Raw genomic sequence first — 15,808 nt, forward strand, 5'->3', positions numbered from 1 at the left:
GCACCAACCTAAGGGGCGCGGGGCTGTATCGATGTGCGGCTGTCACCGCGCGGGCGCGGGAAAACACGTCGAACCCGCACCCGCGCGCATATCCATACCCCCGCCTCTGCAGGATCCCGCCTGTCAGCCGCTCTTCTTCTGCGTGAGGTCGTAGAAGGTGGCCGAGCCGGCCGTGACCTTCTTGAAGTTGCTCTCGACCCACGAGGTGATCTGGGACGACGTACCGCTGCCGGTGCCGCCCGTGCCACCGCCCATGCCTCCGCCGGCGATGAAGTAGTGGATCTTCCCGTCCGTCACGTACTTCTTGAACTGCGCCGGCGTCGGGGACGGGTCGGTGCCGTTGAAGCCGCCGATCGCCATCACCGGGTCACCGGTGGCGAGCTGGTAGCTGGCCGCGTTCTGGGAGCCGATGGACGCGGCGACCCAGGTGTACATGGCGGCGTCCTTCTCCAGCAGCTGCCTGGCGGCGGAGGAGACATTCGCGCCGTTCAGCAGGCCGCCGACGCCACCGCCGCCCATACCGCCTTCGCCCCTCTGGCCGGCACCGGGGAAGCCGTTGCCGTTCTGGCCCTGGCCCTGGCCCTGCCCCTGACCCCGGCCCTGCGTGCTGCCGTTGCCCTGCTGCTGGTTCTGGCCCGGCATGCCACCGCCGATGCCACCGCCACCAGGGAAGCCGTTGCCGTTCTGCTGGCCCTGCCCGCCCTGACCCTGCTGCCCCGGCATCGCACCGCCGAACCCGCCGCGCGTGCCGCCCCCGTTGCCCCCGCCGGGCCCCCGGCCGCCGCCGAAGCCCATCATGCTCGCGCCCGCGGGACCGGCCGTCGGGATGGAGCCGGTGTGCGCGGAGTCCACCGTGCTGAGGGTGTACGCCGTCGGACCGGCGAGCGCGGCCACCAGGCCCACCGCCGCCGCCCCGAGGGCCGGCCGCCGGGAGATCCGGCCCGCGAAGATCAGACCGAGCGCGGCCGCCATGCCGCCGATCAGCACCAGCCACTTCAGCCAGGGGAGGTAGCCGGAGGTGCGGTTGAGCAGGACGTACCCCCAGGTGGCCGCGGCCACCACGGACGCGGCGAGGGTGGTCGACGCCCAGGTCTCCGTGCGCCGCTCCCACAGCAGCCCGGCGCCCATGCCGACGACGGCCGCGAGGTAGGGCGCGAGCGCCACCGTGTAGTACTGGTGGAAGATGCCCGCCATGTAGCTGAAGACCACGATGGTGATCAGCAGCGAGCCGCCCCACACCAGGAACGAGGCCCGCGTCACGGACGTACGGCCCAGCTTCCGGGTCGCCCACAGGCCCGCGACCAGCAGGATCAGCGCGGCCGGGAGCAGCCAGGAGATCTGGCCGCCGATCTCGGAGCTGACCATGCGGTCCCAGCCGGTGGCGCCCCAGCGGCCCGAACCGCCCGCGCCGCCACCGCCGCCGACGCTGCCGGTCTCGTCGCCGTTGATGCGGCCGAGGCCGTTGTAGCCGAAGGTCAGCTCCAGGAAGCTGTTGTTCTGCGAACCGCCGATGTAGGGGCGGGAGGAGGCCGGCCACAGCTCGACGACCGCGACCCACCAGCCGCCGGCGACGACCAGCGCGACCGTGGCGAGGGCGAGTTGACCGAGCCGCTTCCGCAGCTTCACCGGACCGCAGACGGCGTACACGATCGCCAGCGGAGGCAGGATCAGGAAGGCCTGCAGGGTCTTGGCGAGGAAGGCGAAGCCGATCGCGGTCCCGGCCCACACCAGCCACCTGCTCCGGCCGTCCTCCACCGCCCGTACGACGAAGTAGCAGGCCAGCGCCATCAGCAGGGCCAGCATCGCGTCCGGGTTGTCGAACCGGAACATCAGCGCGGCGACGGGGGTGAGCGCGAGCACCGCGCCCGCGATCAGACCCGCGGCCGGGCTGAACCGGCGCCGTACGGCCGCGTGGACGACGGCCACCGTGCCCACGCCCATCAGCACCTCGGGCGTGAGGATGGCCCAGGAGTTCAGGCCGAAGATCCGCACCGACAGCTCCATCGGCCACAGGAAGGCCGAGGGCTTGTCGACGGTGATGGCGTTGCCCGCGTCCAGCGAGCCGAAGAAGAACGCCTTCCAGGACGTGCTGCCGGCCTGCACGGCCGCCGAGTAGAAGGAGTTGGCGTAACCGGAGGCGCTGAGGTTGTAGAGGTAGAGCAGCAGGGTGGCGGCCAGCAGGCCGAGGAAGGCCGGGCGCACCCAGCGCGGATCCTCGGGGCGGCCGCGCCACAGTCTGCGGAGGAACGGCTCCTTGGGCTCACCGGCCGCCCGGTGCGGGTGCGGGGGTGCCGTGGGCGGCGGCCCCCAGACGGTCGTACCGCTCTCCTGGTGGATGGTCATCGGGGATCCCCCGGATCTGTGTCGTGAGGGCGCACCGGCTGCAGTCGCATCGTCGCGTCCCTCCAGCGGCCGTCCGCGGCTTCACCGGCGCGGACCTGGGTGGTCTGGTGGGGCTGCCCGTACGACTGCTGGTACGGCACCGGGCGCTGGGGCAGCGGTGCGTACGGGGCGTTCGTGCCGTACGGCGGGGTCGTGCTCGTGTCGTAGGTCGGCGAGGAGAGGGTGTGGGAGGCGACGACCGTCGAACCGCTGCCGGATGCGACCGTCGAGCCCGCGTCGGACTCACCGCGGTCCGGGAACACCCAGGCGCGGAAGAGCAGGAACCGCAGCACGGTCGCGGCGAGGTTGGCGGCGATGAGGACCGCCAGTTCGGTGGAGTGCGCCGGGTGGTCGCCGGCCGCGTCCAGGGCGGCCAGGGAACCGCTGGTCAGGGCGAGACCGATGCCGAAGACGACCAGGCCCTGTGCCTGGTGCCGTACGGCGCCGCCCCGGCCGCGCACCCCGAAGGTGAGCCGGCGGTTGGCGGCCGTGTTGGCGATCGCGGAGACCAGCAGGGCGAGCGCGTTGGCGATCTGGGAGCCGGAGAACTGCCGGAAGGCGCTGTAGAGGAGGAGGTAGAAGAGGGTGGACAGGCCGCCGACGACGCAGAAGCCGACGAGCTGACGGGCGAGTCCCCTGGGCACGTTGGTCAGATCGCGGTCGCGCGGATCGTCGCCGAAGGGCCGGGTGAGCCGGTCCAGCGGGAGCGAACCGGTGGCCAGCGCCTTGCCGACCCGCCATACGCCCCTGAGGTCGTCGGTCGCGGTCTTCACGATGTGCACGGTGGAGTCCGGGTCGTCGACCCAGTCGACCGGCACCTCGTGGATCCTCAGGCCCGCCCGCTCGGCGAGCACCAGCATCTCGGTGTCGAAGAACCAGCCGGTGTCCTCCACCAGCGGCAGCAGCAGCTGCGCCACATCGCGCCGGATGGCCTTGAATCCGCACTGGGCGTCGGAGAACCGGGCCTGGAGCGAGCCGCGAAGGATCAGGTTGTAGGCCCGGCTGATGAACTCACGCTTGGAGCCGCGCACGACCCGGGAGGTGCGGGCGAGCCGGGAGCCGATCGCGAGGTCCGAATGGCCGGAGATCAGCGGCGCCACCAGCGGCAGCAGGGCGTTGAGGTCGGTGGACAGGTCGACGTCCATGTAGGCGAGGATCGGCGCCTCGGACGCGGACCACACCGTCCGCAGGGCCCGCCCCCGGCCCTTCTGCTCCAGGCGGGAGTTGGCGACCTCGGGGATCTCCGCCTCCAGCCGCGCCGCGACCAGTGGGGTGCTGTCCGTGGACGCGTTGTCCGCGATCGTGATGCGGAAGGCGTAGGGGAAGGTGCGCGTGAGGTGCTCGTGCAGTCTGCGGACGCACGGCTGGAGGTCCTTCTCCTCGTTGTAGACGGGGATCACTACGTCCAGGACAGGCGTACCGGCGTCTCCGGCCGGGAGGTGCTCCCGCGCCGGCAGGGTGCCGGGAGAAGTGTCGGTTCGCATGGAACCGACTCAACTCAAGCGCCCTGTCGCACCCATGTGGTGGCACTGTGCTGTGCCTGTGAGTGTGATTGCCAGTCCGTTTCGGGCGCGGGCCGCGGAACGGCCGGTGCGAGCGCGGGCAGATGCACGGTGAACACGGTCCGCCCGGGCACGCTGTCGACGGTGACGGCACCCCCGTGCGCGGCCGCGACCGCCTGCACGATGGCCAGTCCGAGCCCGGTGGACCCCGTCGCCCTGGACCGCGCGGAGTCCCCGCGCGCGAACCGCTCGAAGACGTGCGGCAGCAGATCCGGCGGGACGCCCTGCCCGTTGTCCTCGACGTCGACGCACATCCACGGCCCGCGCCGCTGCACGCGCGCGATCACGGTCGTACCGGGTGGTGTGTGCTTGCGGGCGTTGCCGAGCAGGTTGACGAGCACCTGCTGGATGCGTGCCGCGTCGGCGGACACGAGCGCCGGCTCGTCGGGCAGGTCGAGCCGCCAGTTGTGGTCCATGCCGGCCGCGCGGGAGTCGCTGACCGTGTCCACGACGAGCGGGACGAGATCGGTCTGCTCGAACTGCAGCGGCCGGCCGGCGTCGAGGCGGGCGAGCAGAAGCAGATCCTCGACGAGGAGGGTCATACGCCCGGCCTCGGACTCGATCCGGCCCAGCGCGTGCCGGGTGTCGGGGCCGACCTGTTCCCGCCCGCGTCTCGTGAGTTCCGCGTACCCGCGGATGGACGCGAGCGGGGTGCGCAGCTCATGACTGGCGTCGGCGACGAACTGCCGTACCCGCATCTCGCTCCGCTGCCGGGCGTGCAGGGCGCCGTGCACATGGTCGAGCATCCGGTTGAGCGCGGCACCGACCTGGCCGACCTCGGTGTGCGGGTCGCACTCGGACTCCGGCACCCGCTCGCTGAGCTTCACCTCGCCGGTGTGCAGGGGCAGTTCGGAGACACGGGTGGCGGTGGCGGCGACCTTGCGGAGGGGGCGGGTGGCCACACCGACGATCACGGTCCCCGCGAGGGTGGCGGCGATGAGACCGGCGGCGGTGACGCTGATCTCGACGAGGATGAGGGTGTTGATCGTGCCGTCGGCCTCCTTGGTCGGGAGGGCGACGTAGTAGCCGCTCTTGTACTGGACGCGGTACGTGCCGAGCCCCGGAAGCTCCGCACTGTGCGCCTTGCCGTCCTGGACGACCTCGCCGAGGGCGGTCTTCTGGGCGTCGGTGAGGTCCCTGGCGCTCATGTCGAACGTCGACGTGGACTTCTTGCCGACCTTGCCGCCGGTGACGGAGCCGCCCACGACCGTGGCCGCGACCGTGCCGCTGGGCTGGGGACCGTGCTTGACGAACTCGCTGAGGTCGGTCGCCTTGCGGCGTGGGTTCTGCTGCATGCCCTGGCCGAGCAGGCCGGCGTCCTTGTCCGGGCCGGGCGGCGCGAAGTCGCCCGACGCACGCGCCACGGCCTCACGCAGCTGCCCATCCAGCTGGTCGTACAGATGAGTCCGCAGCGCCAGCGTCGTCACCGTCCCGATCACCGCACACACGACGGCGATCAGCACCACGGAAGCGACGACGAGCCGCGCCCGCAGGGTGCGCGGCTGTCCCGCTCGTCGCTTCCGCGGACCCGGCCGTCGTCGCCCGCTCATGACGCGGCGGGCTTGATCAGGTAACCCGCCCCACGCCGGGTGTGGATCATCGGCTCACGCCCGGCGTCGATCTTCCGCCGCAGATAGGAGATGTACAGCTCGACGACGTTGGCCTGCCCGCCGAAGTCGTACGACCACACCCGGTCCAGTATCTGCGCCTTGCTGAGCACGCGCCGCGGGTTGCGCATGAGGAAGCGCAGCAGCTCGAACTCGGTGGCGGTGAGATGGATGGACTCCCCGTCCCGCGACACCTCGTGGCTGTCCTCGTCGAGGGTCAGATCGCCCACGACGAGCACGGAGTCGGACCGTCGGTCGGCGGCCCCGGACCGGCGGATGAGCCCCCGCAGCCGCGCCACGACCTCCTCCAGGCTGAACGGCTTGGTGACGTAGTCGTCACCGCCGGCCGTGAGCCCGGCGATACGGTCCTCCACCGCGTCCTTGGCGGTCAGGAAGAGCACGGGCACGTCCGGCAGTTCGCGCCGCAGCCGCCCGAGGACGGAGAGCCCGTCCATGTCGGGCAGCATCATGTCCAGCACGACGGCGTCGGGCCGGAACTCACGGGCGGCCTGGATGGCTCCCTGCCCGTCCCCCGCGCTCCTGATCTGCCAGCCCTCGTAACGAAGAGCCATGCTCAGCAGTTCGGTGATCGACAGCTCGTCGTCCACCACAAGCACTCGGACGGGGCTCCCGTCCGGCCTCAGCAGTTCGGTGCGCCCCTGGGGCGAGGTCGTGGTCATGGTGGACACCCTGTCCGGGTCCTCTGAGAAGAGGCTTTCCCCCATCTGTGATTTCCCTGAGAAACACACAGGCACCTCTCAGGCAGCCCCTGGGAAACACTCACTCCCGCGCGAAGACGCGCCGCCCGCTCGACCCTGGCGATGTGGATCGCGTACCGCTCGTACCAGCGCTCTCGGCCATGCCGCTTGGCCGCGAGGTGCGCCGGGTGATCCCGCCACCGCTCCTCAGAACAGGCCCTCCGGCTGTTGTCTGAACTCCCGGACAGGGAAGGTGAGTCCACTCGTATCCGCATCCGAAGCGGCCGGTGGCACCAGACCCCACCCGGTCATGAGCCGGGTGTCGAGGACGACGACCCCCGGTCGGCCTCCGGCGACCGTCAGATGCAGATCGGGCCCGGCGGCCGCGACCAGCTCACCGCTCACACCGCTCCCCGGGACGAGCTCCACCACCTCCCCAAGAGCGCCCGGACCATCGGCGAGCCCGAACACCCCCATGTGATCGACCACTTCACAGGGTTCCGGCCGCAGGGACTCGGGCCATCCGCTGAGCGCCACGGCCCGCGCATGCAGCTCCCGCACCTCCGCCGCCCGCTCCTCCCCGGTCCCCGGCAACGCCGAACGCACCGCGCGCTTCTCGGCGTACGGAATCCGGTCCGGCACGTTCAGCGCGGCCCGCAGCAGTTCCTCCGTGCGGCGGGCGGCCATCAGCGGGCCGGTGCCGAGCCAGCTGAAACAGACGGCACCCTGCTCCAGCAGCCGGGCCGAGCCCCGCTCGACCGCGGTGATCCCGACTTTCACCATCCCGGGCCCGAACCACGCCAGATACACCCGGTACGGCCGCGGGTCGTCGGCGATCGTGTCGGCGGCCACGGAGTGCGCCCGGTCCAACCGCGCACACTCCTCGCACCGAGCCCCCGTACTCCGCCCCGGCACCACGGCCCGCACCGGACAGGCATGCCCCCGCGCCCCCACACACGTCCGCACACCCCCTTCCGGCACGGCGAAACCGACCCGCTTCCCCCAGTGCAGCGCACTACGCCGCCCGCCGTCCCACACCAGCACGGGGCCGTCGGGCGACCAGCGAAGTCCGGTGCACTTCCATGCCTGTACCTGTGCCATCACTCGTCAGGGTATGGGTTGGGTCTGACAACGGGTTCCGGGCGGCAAAGAGGCTTAGGGTGTGCGAAGGCCCGAAGCCGCAACCTGATTTTGCGACTTCGGGCCTGCCTGCCATCGGCTCTGCGGCACGCGCTCTACGGCAGGACGTACACCGGCACCCCTTCCGCAGCGACCCCGGCCTGTCGCACGCACCCTCGCTTGATCAGCATGCGCACGCAGTCATGGACCCGGTCCAGCGTGAGCCCCGTACGCTCCGCGACCTCCTCCAGCCGACAGTGCACCGGCCCGCGCACCAGCGCCGGGGCGAGATACGCGGCGACGGCGTGCACGTCCTCGGTGACGACCAGGTTCTTCGCCCGCCAGGTGGCGAAGAGACGCTGGGGGGTCATGGTCTGCTGGGGCGGTGCCGGGCTGGAGGGCCGCAGCCGGTCGGCGACGAGGTCGAGGGTGTCGGCGATCCGACCGAGCACGTGGTGCACACCGCCGACGCGGTCGGTGAGGACGGCGAGGTGGTCGTTGGTGCGGCCGAGGTGGTCGTTGGTGCGGCGCATCTCCTCGATCCGCTCGACCTGCGCGACGGCCAGGGCCTCGTCCGCCCGGATGTTCCGCTCCTCCAGCCGGACGATCGCGTCGGCGACCTGCTGCGGCATGAGGTAGGCGGTGGCCCCGTCCGGAGCGGGTTGCACGGGGGCGGGGTCGAGGCTGTAGGAGCCGTCGCGCTGGATGGTCTCGATGATGTGGGAAACCCACGCCTTGAACGGAGCCGACTCCGGCTTCGTGCAACCGTTGACCAACCGGATCAAGCCCTGAAGATTCACGAGATTCATGTCTCGCCGCCACTCCCGACCTGCGGGAATGCTGAGACTGTGCTTCTGGAGCACACTCTCGGCACGGGCGAAGTTGGTCGCGTCGGCCACATTGCGCAGAGCGGATCCCACATGCGCGTATCCCAGGTGCCTGCACACGTCGCCGGCCGGGAACCAGTGGGTGCCGTCGGGCATGGTCAGTCTCCGCAGCCGCGCCCCTGTGGCCGCGTACACGAAGTCACTGATCTCGATCGCGTCCCGCTTCTGAGCCACCGGCTGCTCCGTCTGCTCCGACAGGCTCTCGTTCTGCTCGTACATCGAGCATCACCTCCACCCCGGAAGCTAGGGACAGCGATCACCAACTTCCGTTCGCCGAAAGCACATTCACTCGATAGGTGACAGAGGTATCGATTCACCAGCCGTCGGCCGCCCCGCCCCCGCAGCCACTACGACCGCCCTCCGCCCGCGCCCCGCCAGCCGACAGCTGACGCACCCGGGATGCCCGTTCCGAGCCTGCGCGTCGCGGACCCGCATCCCCCACTGCCCCCGCAGCCGCGCCCCCGGCGGCTTGCCCCAGCCGGCCAGATGCAGGACCCACGTCACCAAGACGCTCACGGCCACCACGGCGAGCCCGCCCGCGACCAGCGGGAGCGAGGCCGTACACACGCCCACCCCCACCGCACCGCTTCCCACCGTCGCGATGCCGAAGCCGGTCCAGCCGGCGACCGTGTGACCCTCGTCGTACAGACTCATACAGCACCCCCGGGAACGAGAACCAGACAGATCAGATTCCCTCACGGACTAAGAAGTTCTCTCAACCGAATATCTCACGAGCTAAGGGATTCCGAAAGATGCACGGCATGCCGCGACCACCCGCCACTCCGGCACAGGCGCTGTCGGCGATGGACCACCTCATCGCCGCCCACCTGATCGGACAGCAGGAGCTGGCCCGGCGGCTGGGCCTGAACATCACGGACCTGACCTGTTTCGGCTTCGTCCTGGAGGCCGGCGACGACCTGCTGACGGCCGGCGACCTCGCCGCCCGCGCCCACGTGACCACCGGCGCGGTGACCGGCATCCTCAACCGCCTCGAACGCGCCGGTTACGTCACCCGCCGCCCCGACCCCGCCGACCGACGCCGGGTCCGCGTGGCCGCCGTACCGGATGCCGTCACTCGCGTGGAGGCGGTGTACGCGGGCCACTACAAACGCCTGACGGCCCTGTTCGCCGACTACTCCCCCGCAGAACTGGCGGTCATCACGGACTGGTTCACCCGGGCCACGACGCTGGCGCACGAATATCTGGAGAAGCTGAACCGGAACGACCCCGACGAGGAGTGCTGACCGAGGGTGCGGCGAATTCGATCACGCAGTTGCCGTAGCGGTCGCCCGCCACGCCCGGCCGAAACGCCAGAGGCCCCGGATCTCTCCGGGGCCTCTAACCTGTGTGCACTCGGCAGGATTCGAACCTGCAACCTTCTGATCCGTAGTCAGATGCTCTATCCGTTAAGCTACGAGTGCTTGTTCTTTTGTTCTTGTCTCCGTTTCGGCCCTTTCGGCCCGTCCCGGCGACAGGAAGAACATTACATGACTGCCGCCGACATGTGAAATCCGTTTGGCAAACCCCTTGTGACCTGCGGAAACGCCCAGATCCGGGGTGGGGCGTGGTCGAGGGCGGGAACGCCGAAGCCCCGGTCCTGGGGACCGGGGCTTCGGGATCGGTGCGGAGGCGGAGGGATTTGAACCCTCGATGGGCTTTAAGGCCCAAACCGCATTAGCAGTGCGGCGCCATAGACCGGACTAGGCGACGCCTCCAGCACAACCGCTCACGCGAGCGCGCGAGTGGTGCGTGCAGATGATGACACAGCCACGCGGCCTGTCACCAATCGGCTCCCACGGTACTAGGCAGTCGGGTCACAGGGCAAAGGGCTTCCGCACGGCGCGGCGCAGACGCAACGTCCGGGGGGCCGGGGCGTTGGTCAGGGCATGGTTTCTCACCTTCAGCCGGGTCAGCAGCGGGGGCAGGGGCGCAGAGCACGTCAGCGGGATGCGGGGCGTGCCTTTCGTGGTCGGGGGTGGCGTGTGCATGGCGGTGGCTCGCCCGCCCTCGCCGCCGTGTCCGCTCTCTCCGCCGTATCCGCCCTGACCGCCCTGACCGCCCTCTGCGCCGTGCCCGCCGTCGCCGCGCCCGTCGTGCCGCCGCCCGTGCGGCCCGAGGACCGGGCCGGTGATCACCTCACCGTCGTCGTGCAGCATGCCGGGTCCGGGCAGGACGGGACGTACGAGCTGTTCTGTCATCCGGCCGACGGGACACGCCCGGACGCGGCGGAGGCCTGCCGGGCGCTGGACGAGCACACGCGGTGGGGGCGGGACCTCTTCGCCCCGGTGCCGCCCGGCACCCTCTGCACCATGCTCTACGGCGGACCGGCCACCGCCCGGGTGACCGGCACCTGGGCCGGACGCAGCGTCGATGCCGCCTACGACCGCAGCAACGGATGCGAGATCGGACGGTGGGACCGGATGGTGCCACTGCTGCCGAAGCCGGGTCCGGCGACGTAGGCCCATAAGCCTGTCAGCCAGCAAGCCCGTAGGCGGCCCACCGGCCCACCGGCTCACCGGTCCGCACCAGCCCCCACCAGTTCCCCACCAGCCCAACGACCCACAGCCCCGCCCCGCCCGCACCGCCGGTCACCCCCAGCGGGCCGGCTCGCAGGCTTGCCCGGCGAAATCACCGGTCCCGTAAAGGTCCCGCGAAGGTCTCGCGGAGTCGGAGGCCGTGGCCGGCGTGTGGTGGCCGGTTCGGTGTCACTTCGTCGTGGGACCTCTCTCTCATCCGGCGTCGCGAGCGCAACGTGTGCCCTTAGACTCCCTCGCGTGACACGTCGCGGGCCGGTTGGCAAGATGGCCCGAGCGGTCGGCAAGATGCGGTAACAGGGAGGAAGGCGTCTCGTGAGCAGCAGGCCATCCCGAGGCGCTGCTCGCCTCGCAGCCATACTCGACGCGCTGCCGGACGCGTTGGTCCTGGTCAACGCCAACGGAACCGTCGTCAACGCCAACACCATCGCGCTCGAGGCATTCGAGGCGCCCGGTACGGCTCTCGTGGGGCGTGGGCTGCTCGATCTGCTGCCCGAGTTCGACTCGCGGCTGATCCCGGGGTCCATGCGGCGGCCCGATCACATGGATCCGCAGGGGCGGACCAAGCCCACGCGGATGGTCGCGCGACGGACCGACGGGTCCGAGTTCCCCGTCGAGGTCACGAGCGCGAACCTGGAGAACGGTCAGCAGGCGTACGACGGTTACGGCTACACGGGCGATGAGCTGCTCATGCTCGTCGTCCGGGACCTGTCCGGGACCGTCGACACCGAGGCCGAGCTGGCGCGCTCGCAGCGGCAGACGGAGATGATCCTCCGGGCCGCCTCCGAGGGTGTGGTGGGGACGGACACCGGCGGGCGGATCGTGCTCGTCAACCCGGCCGCGGCCCAGATTCTGGGGTACCGGGCCGGGGAGCTGGGCGGCAAGGAGCTGCACACGCTGGTGCTGCACTCCCGCGTCGACGGGTCGCCGTTCCCGTACGAGGAGTCGCCGCTCGCCGACACCCTGCGCTCCGGGCGCAAGCACCGGGTGCGCGGGCAGGTGCTGTGGTCCAAGGGAGACGAGAAGGTCTCGGTCGATCTGACCACCGCGCCGGTGCGCGACGGGGACCAGCTCGTCGGTGCCGTCATGACCTTCACCGACCGGCGGCCCTACGACGCCCTCGCCGAGGAGAAGGCCGCGCTGGAGAAGGCGCACGCGGAGGAGGTCGAGCGGCTCTCCGAGAAGCACGCCTCCGACCTGACCGCGCTGCGCCAGCAGCATGTCACCGAGGTCGAGGAGCTCCGGGAGAAGCACGACGAGGAGCTCGCGGCCGGCGAGGAGCGGTACGCCGCGCTCGCCGAGCGGGAGAAGGACCGGTACGAGGCCCTCACCGGGCGGCACGAGCAGTTGCTGACCCTGCTCGGGCAGTCGCTGCGCGGACCGCTGGAGGAGCTGCGGCGCGAGCTGGCCGCCCTGGCCGCCGACGACGCCGGGCAGCTGTGGCCCGAGGCCAACCAGGTCCTGCATCACCTTTCGGCCGGATATTCGCGGATCACGACCCTTGTCGACAACGTCCTCGGGTACCAGCGGCTGGACGCGGGCGCCGAGGACATCACTCGTACAAAAGTGCTGTTGGACGCCGTCGTCGCCGCCGGTGTGGACGGCGCCGTCGAGCTGATCGGCCCGGGACGGGTGCAGTTCGCCGTGCACGCGCCGCCCATCGAGGCCGAGGTCGACCCGCAGCGGCTCGCCACCGCGCTGGCCCATCTGGTGGCGGATGTCGCCGGTGTCGACGCCACCGGGAACTCGCCCGTCTCCGCGGGCGGTTACCTGGACAACACCGTCGTGGTCGCGGCCGCGCAGCGCGGTGAGGTCGCGCGGATCGAGGTGCGCGGGCCGTACGCCGGGGGAGACGCGGTGCACGAGCCGATCGTGCGCGGGATCGTACGGGCCCACGGCGGCGTGCTGCAGACGCACGAGGTGCCGGGCATGAGCGGCAGTGCGTATGTGCTGGAGGTGCCGCTCGGCGGTGGCGCCGGGACGGTCGGCGGGGCGGGTGCGGGGCAGGTGGCCGCCGCCGAGCTTCCGGCCGCCGCGCCGGACGCGGGCGGCCAGGTCTCCGGTGCCGGTGAGGTGGCCCTGTTCGAGGCCGGTGCCGCCGAGCAGTCCGGTGGTGGACGGCGGCGAGCCCGTCGGTCCTCCACCGACGCCTTCCTGGAGAGTGACGTTCCCGGTGCCGGGGAGGCCGACGGGAACGCGCCGACCGGGCGCCGCCGCAGGCGTGCATCCGCGCCCGCCGACGAGACCGGCGCGGTCCCGGCCGAGGGAGCGGAGGCCGCGTCCGGGGGTACCGGGCGACGCCGTGGCCGGCCCGCCGAGGTCGGCGCCGGTGCCGGTGAGGGTGTGAGCGAGGGCGCGGTGGTGACCGCGGCCGAGCATGCGGCGGGGGCCGCCGCCTCCGGTACGGGACTGGGGCCGACCGTTCCGCCGCATGGCGTGCCCGCGCCCACGGGCCGGCGCGCCCGCCCCGACTCCGGCGCCCCGCAGGCCGCCCTGCCGCCCGCACTGCCGGCGGCGGGCAGCGAGCCGGCGCCGGGTGCGCAGGCCGCTGCGGGTGCGGAGGCCGTTCCGACCGGACGGCGCCGGCGTGCGCTGGCCGCGGCGGCGGAGCGTGCCGCCGCCCAGGAGGCGGGCGGTGCGCGTACGGTCTTCGCCCTGCCGCCGGCCGAGGCCGACCGCTCCCCGCAGTCCGCGGACGCGGCGACCGGAGTGGGTACGGTCCCGGCGGCCGGCGGCGTTCCGGGTGCCGGTGTGCCGGTGGGGCCGGGGGGCGCTGTGCCGGTCGGTCCCGGTGCGGGTGCTGTTCCTGGCGCCGAGGGGCAGCCGCAGAGCGCGGGGCCGATTGCCGGTCCCGGCCTCGTCCCGGGTTCCGCTCCCGTTCCCGTTCCCGGTCAGGCTTCCGGCCCGGTGCCGGTCCCCGCTCAGCTGCCGCTGTCCGCCGCGGGGGCACCGGGTGACGACGGCCGGCACGACGCCGTACCGCTCGACCAGGCCGCGGACCACACCCCGCCGCAGCCGCATCCGACCAGCGCACCGACCGGCCGGCGCCGCCGGGCCGTGGCCCAGTCGGCGGACCCCGCTCAGCCGGCCCCGGTATCTACGCCCCCGTCCCAGGCCGCTCCGGGCCAGACCGTTCCCGCGCAGCCGGCCCCGGCGCAGGGTGTTCCGGGGCAGGTGACTCCCCCTCAGGGGGTTCCGGTCGCTCCCGGGCAGGCCGGCCCGCACCCGGTGGGAACGCCGACTCCCGGTCAGGGCACGCCGGTTCACGGTGTTCCGGCGCAGGGTACGGCCGGGCAGAGCATCCCCGTCCAGGCCGGTCCCGCGCAGACGCCGGCTGCGGCACCCGGCACACCGGCCGGTGTCGCCGCGCCCGGTCAGCAGGCGGCCGTACCTCACCCCGCCGTACCGCACCCCGCCACACCCGCGCATGACACCGTCGGCCGGCCGGTTCCGGGGGCTCCCGGACGGGCCGGCCCGGCCCAGCAGCCCACGACGACGGCAACGGCCGCAACGCCGCCCGGTGGTACGCCGGGCGCCCAGCCGCTGCCCGCGGAGGCCGGTGCCGGACCGGTGCCGACGGGCGTCCAGGCGACCGGCGTGCCCCGGCAGTGGCCCGGCGCCGGCGCCGATGACACCTCGGGTGCGGGCACGCCCGTACCGCCGACCGGCACCCCGGCCCCCGGCACCCCGCTCCCCGCGGGACACGCCGGAGCCCAGGTGCCACGGGCCGCGCAGCCGTTGCCGTTGCCCGCCGAGAACGGCGCCGATCCGAACTCGACGCAGAGCCGGGCGATCAGCGTGCGCACGCTCGGGCAGGGTGTGCCGTTCTCGCGGCAGGCCGCTCAGGTGCAGCAGCCGACGCCGACCCCGCCGCCGCACGCGCCGGGCGGTTCCGGCCGCCGGCGCAAGCTGGGCACGCCGCCCGACCCGGCCAAGCGCCCGGAGCAGCAGCCGGGGCAGGCGGCCGAACAGCCGACGACCGGGCATCCGTCCCTGGCCGGGCAGTCCCGGCTCGCCCCCGGCACCGAGGGCGGCGGACGGTCGTACGCCATAGGCGCACCGGACGCCAACGCCGCCGAAGGCCCCGAGCCGCTGGACGGCCCCGGGGGTGCCGTCGAGATCTCGGACGCCCCGCGTCCGCAGCCGCTCGACGACGAACTGCCGCCGGAGCCGCTGGACAACCCGCGCCGGCTGCTGGTGTGGCCCGCGCCGGACGCGACGACCCAGCAGGCGCTGAGCGACCGTGGCTACCGGCCGGTGATCGTGCACTCCCGTGAGGAGGTCGACGCGCAGATCGCGGCGTTCCCGGCCGCGCTGTTCGTGGATCCGCTGACCGGGCCCATCACGCGTACGGCCCTGCAGTCGCTGCGACAGGCCGCCGTCGCGGCCGAGGTACCGGTGCTGGTGACGGCCGGACTCGGACAGGCGACACGCGAGGCGGCGTACGGCGCCGATCCCGCCGTGCTGCTGAAGGCGCTGGCGCCGCGGGACAGCGAGCAGCATCCGCCGCGGGTACTGCTCATCGAGGAGCACGCGGAGATCGCGCTGGCGCTGACCTCGACGCTGGAGCGGCGCGGGATGCAGGTGGCGCGGGCCGCGAGCGACGGCGACGCGGTGACGCTGGCGGGGCAGTTCCGGCCGAACCTCGTGGTGATGGACCTGATGCAGGTGCAGCGGCGGCAGGCGGGGGTCACCGGGATCATCGACTGGCTGCGCGCGAACGGGCAGCTCAACCGGACCCCGCTGGTCGTCTACACCGCCGCCGTCGACCAGGCCGACCTGCCCCGGCTGGCCTCGGGCGAGACGGTCCTGTTCCTCGCGGAGCGTTCCACGAGCTCCGAGGTCCAGAGCCGGATCGTGGACCTGCTGGCGCGGATCGGCACGAACTAGGCGTACGCCGGGCGGAGGTTCGGGGGACAGGCAGGTTCGGGGGGCAGGCTCGGGGGCTCGTCGTGCGGGCGGGTGCGGGTGCCGTCGTGCCCGGTGGTTGCGGGTACCTGGGGGCTGTTCCCCCCGGCG

The 15,808-nt window shown here is 72.4% G+C and carries 10 protein-coding genes and 2 tRNA genes; 3 read left to right on the forward strand and 9 right to left on the reverse strand.

Going from position 1 to position 15,808, the window contains the following annotated elements; genetic code table 11:
• Positions 1-123: 123 nt before the first annotated feature.
• From SRB17_RS18535 to SRB17_RS46395, 7 genes are all read right to left on the reverse strand, one after another.
• Positions 124-2,343 (reverse strand): ArnT family glycosyltransferase, encoded by a 2,220-nt coding sequence (locus SRB17_RS18535; RefSeq protein WP_153540142.1) that lies wholly within the window; start codon positions 2,341-2,343, stop codon positions 124-126.
• Positions 2,340-3,866, reverse strand: a complete 1,527-nt coding sequence (locus SRB17_RS18540; protein WP_153540144.1) for a bifunctional glycosyltransferase family 2/GtrA family protein — start codon at positions 3,864-3,866, stop codon at positions 2,340-2,342. The genes SRB17_RS18535 and SRB17_RS18540 overlap by 4 nt, the downstream gene beginning before the upstream one ends.
• Positions 3,867-3,880: 14 nt before the next feature.
• Positions 3,881-5,494: a sensor histidine kinase gene (locus SRB17_RS18545; protein ID WP_153540146.1), complete on the reverse strand. Its 1,614-nt coding sequence runs from the start codon at positions 5,492-5,494 to the stop codon at positions 3,881-3,883.
• Positions 5,491-6,231, reverse strand: a complete 741-nt coding sequence (locus SRB17_RS18550) for a response regulator transcription factor (RefSeq protein ID WP_228396133.1) — start codon at positions 6,229-6,231, stop codon at positions 5,491-5,493. The genes SRB17_RS18545 and SRB17_RS18550 overlap by 4 nt, the downstream gene beginning before the upstream one ends.
• A 225-nt stretch (positions 6,232-6,456) precedes the next feature.
• Positions 6,457-7,350 (reverse strand): DUF2797 domain-containing protein, encoded by an 894-nt coding sequence (locus tag SRB17_RS18555; protein ID WP_153540151.1) that lies wholly within the window; start codon positions 7,348-7,350, stop codon positions 6,457-6,459.
• A 134-nt stretch (positions 7,351-7,484) separates the two neighbouring features.
• Complete coding sequence (locus SRB17_RS18560) at positions 7,485-8,474, reverse strand: Bro-N domain-containing protein (RefSeq protein WP_153540153.1); 990 nt, start codon at positions 8,472-8,474, stop codon at positions 7,485-7,487.
• Between the two features lie 66 nt (positions 8,475-8,540).
• Positions 8,541-8,909, reverse strand: coding sequence for an HGxxPAAW family protein (locus tag SRB17_RS46395; protein WP_228396134.1), 369 nt, complete (start codon positions 8,907-8,909; stop codon positions 8,541-8,543).
• A 98-nt stretch (positions 8,910-9,007) separates the two neighbouring features.
• Between SRB17_RS46395 and SRB17_RS18570 the strand changes: the two genes are divergently transcribed.
• Positions 9,008-9,499 carry a MarR family winged helix-turn-helix transcriptional regulator gene (locus tag SRB17_RS18570; RefSeq protein WP_153540155.1) on the forward strand — a complete coding sequence of 164 codons (492 nt, stop codon included), beginning with the start codon at positions 9,008-9,010 and terminating at the stop codon, positions 9,497-9,499.
• Positions 9,500-9,603: 104 nt separating this feature from the next.
• Here SRB17_RS18570 and SRB17_RS18575 read toward each other — a convergent pair.
• Positions 9,604-9,676: transfer RNA gene (locus SRB17_RS18575), tRNA-Arg, on the reverse strand.
• A gap of 203 nt (positions 9,677-9,879) precedes the next feature.
• Positions 9,880-9,970 (reverse strand) — tRNA-Ser (locus SRB17_RS18580).
• Between the two features lie 300 nt (positions 9,971-10,270).
• Here SRB17_RS18580 and SRB17_RS18585 point away from each other — a divergent pair.
• Together SRB17_RS18585 and SRB17_RS18590 are read left to right on the forward strand one after the other, a co-directional pair.
• Positions 10,271-10,714, forward strand: a complete 444-nt coding sequence (locus SRB17_RS18585) for an SSI family serine proteinase inhibitor (protein WP_323375870.1) — start codon at positions 10,271-10,273, stop codon at positions 10,712-10,714.
• Between the two features lie 390 nt (positions 10,715-11,104).
• Positions 11,105-15,679, forward strand: a complete 4,575-nt coding sequence (locus SRB17_RS18590) for a PAS domain-containing protein (RefSeq protein ID WP_323375872.1) — start codon at positions 11,105-11,107, stop codon at positions 15,677-15,679.
• Positions 15,680-15,808: the final 129 nt, after the last annotated feature.

It is taken from the genome of Streptomyces sp. RB17 (genome assembly GCF_009604455.1).
GTDB lineage: Bacteria > Actinomycetota > Actinomycetes > Streptomycetales > Streptomycetaceae > Streptomyces.

Excerpts from the sequence above, each read along its gene's own strand:
- SRB17_RS18560 (WP_153540153.1), bottom strand. The coding sequence starts at position 8,474 with ATGTACGAGCAGAACGAGAGCCTGTCGGAGCAGACGGAGCAGCCGGTG.
- SRB17_RS18550 (WP_228396133.1), bottom strand. The coding sequence starts at position 6,231 with ATGACCACGACCTCGCCCCAGGGGCGCACCGAACTGCTGAGGCCGGAC.
- SRB17_RS18570 (WP_153540155.1), top strand. The coding sequence starts at position 9,008 with ATGCACGGCATGCCGCGACCACCCGCCACTCCGGCACAGGCGCTGTCG.
- SRB17_RS18535 (WP_153540142.1), bottom strand. The coding sequence starts at position 2,343 with ATGACCATCCACCAGGAGAGCGGTACGACCGTCTGGGGGCCGCCGCCC.
- SRB17_RS18555 (WP_153540151.1), bottom strand. The coding sequence starts at position 7,350 with ATGGCACAGGTACAGGCATGGAAGTGCACCGGACTTCGCTGGTCGCCC.
- SRB17_RS18545 (WP_153540146.1), bottom strand. The coding sequence starts at position 5,494 with ATGAGCGGGCGACGACGGCCGGGTCCGCGGAAGCGACGAGCGGGACAG.
- SRB17_RS18540 (WP_153540144.1), bottom strand. The coding sequence starts at position 3,866 with ATGCGAACCGACACTTCTCCCGGCACCCTGCCGGCGCGGGAGCACCTC.
- SRB17_RS46395 (WP_228396134.1), bottom strand. The coding sequence starts at position 8,909 with ATGAGTCTGTACGACGAGGGTCACACGGTCGCCGGCTGGACCGGCTTC.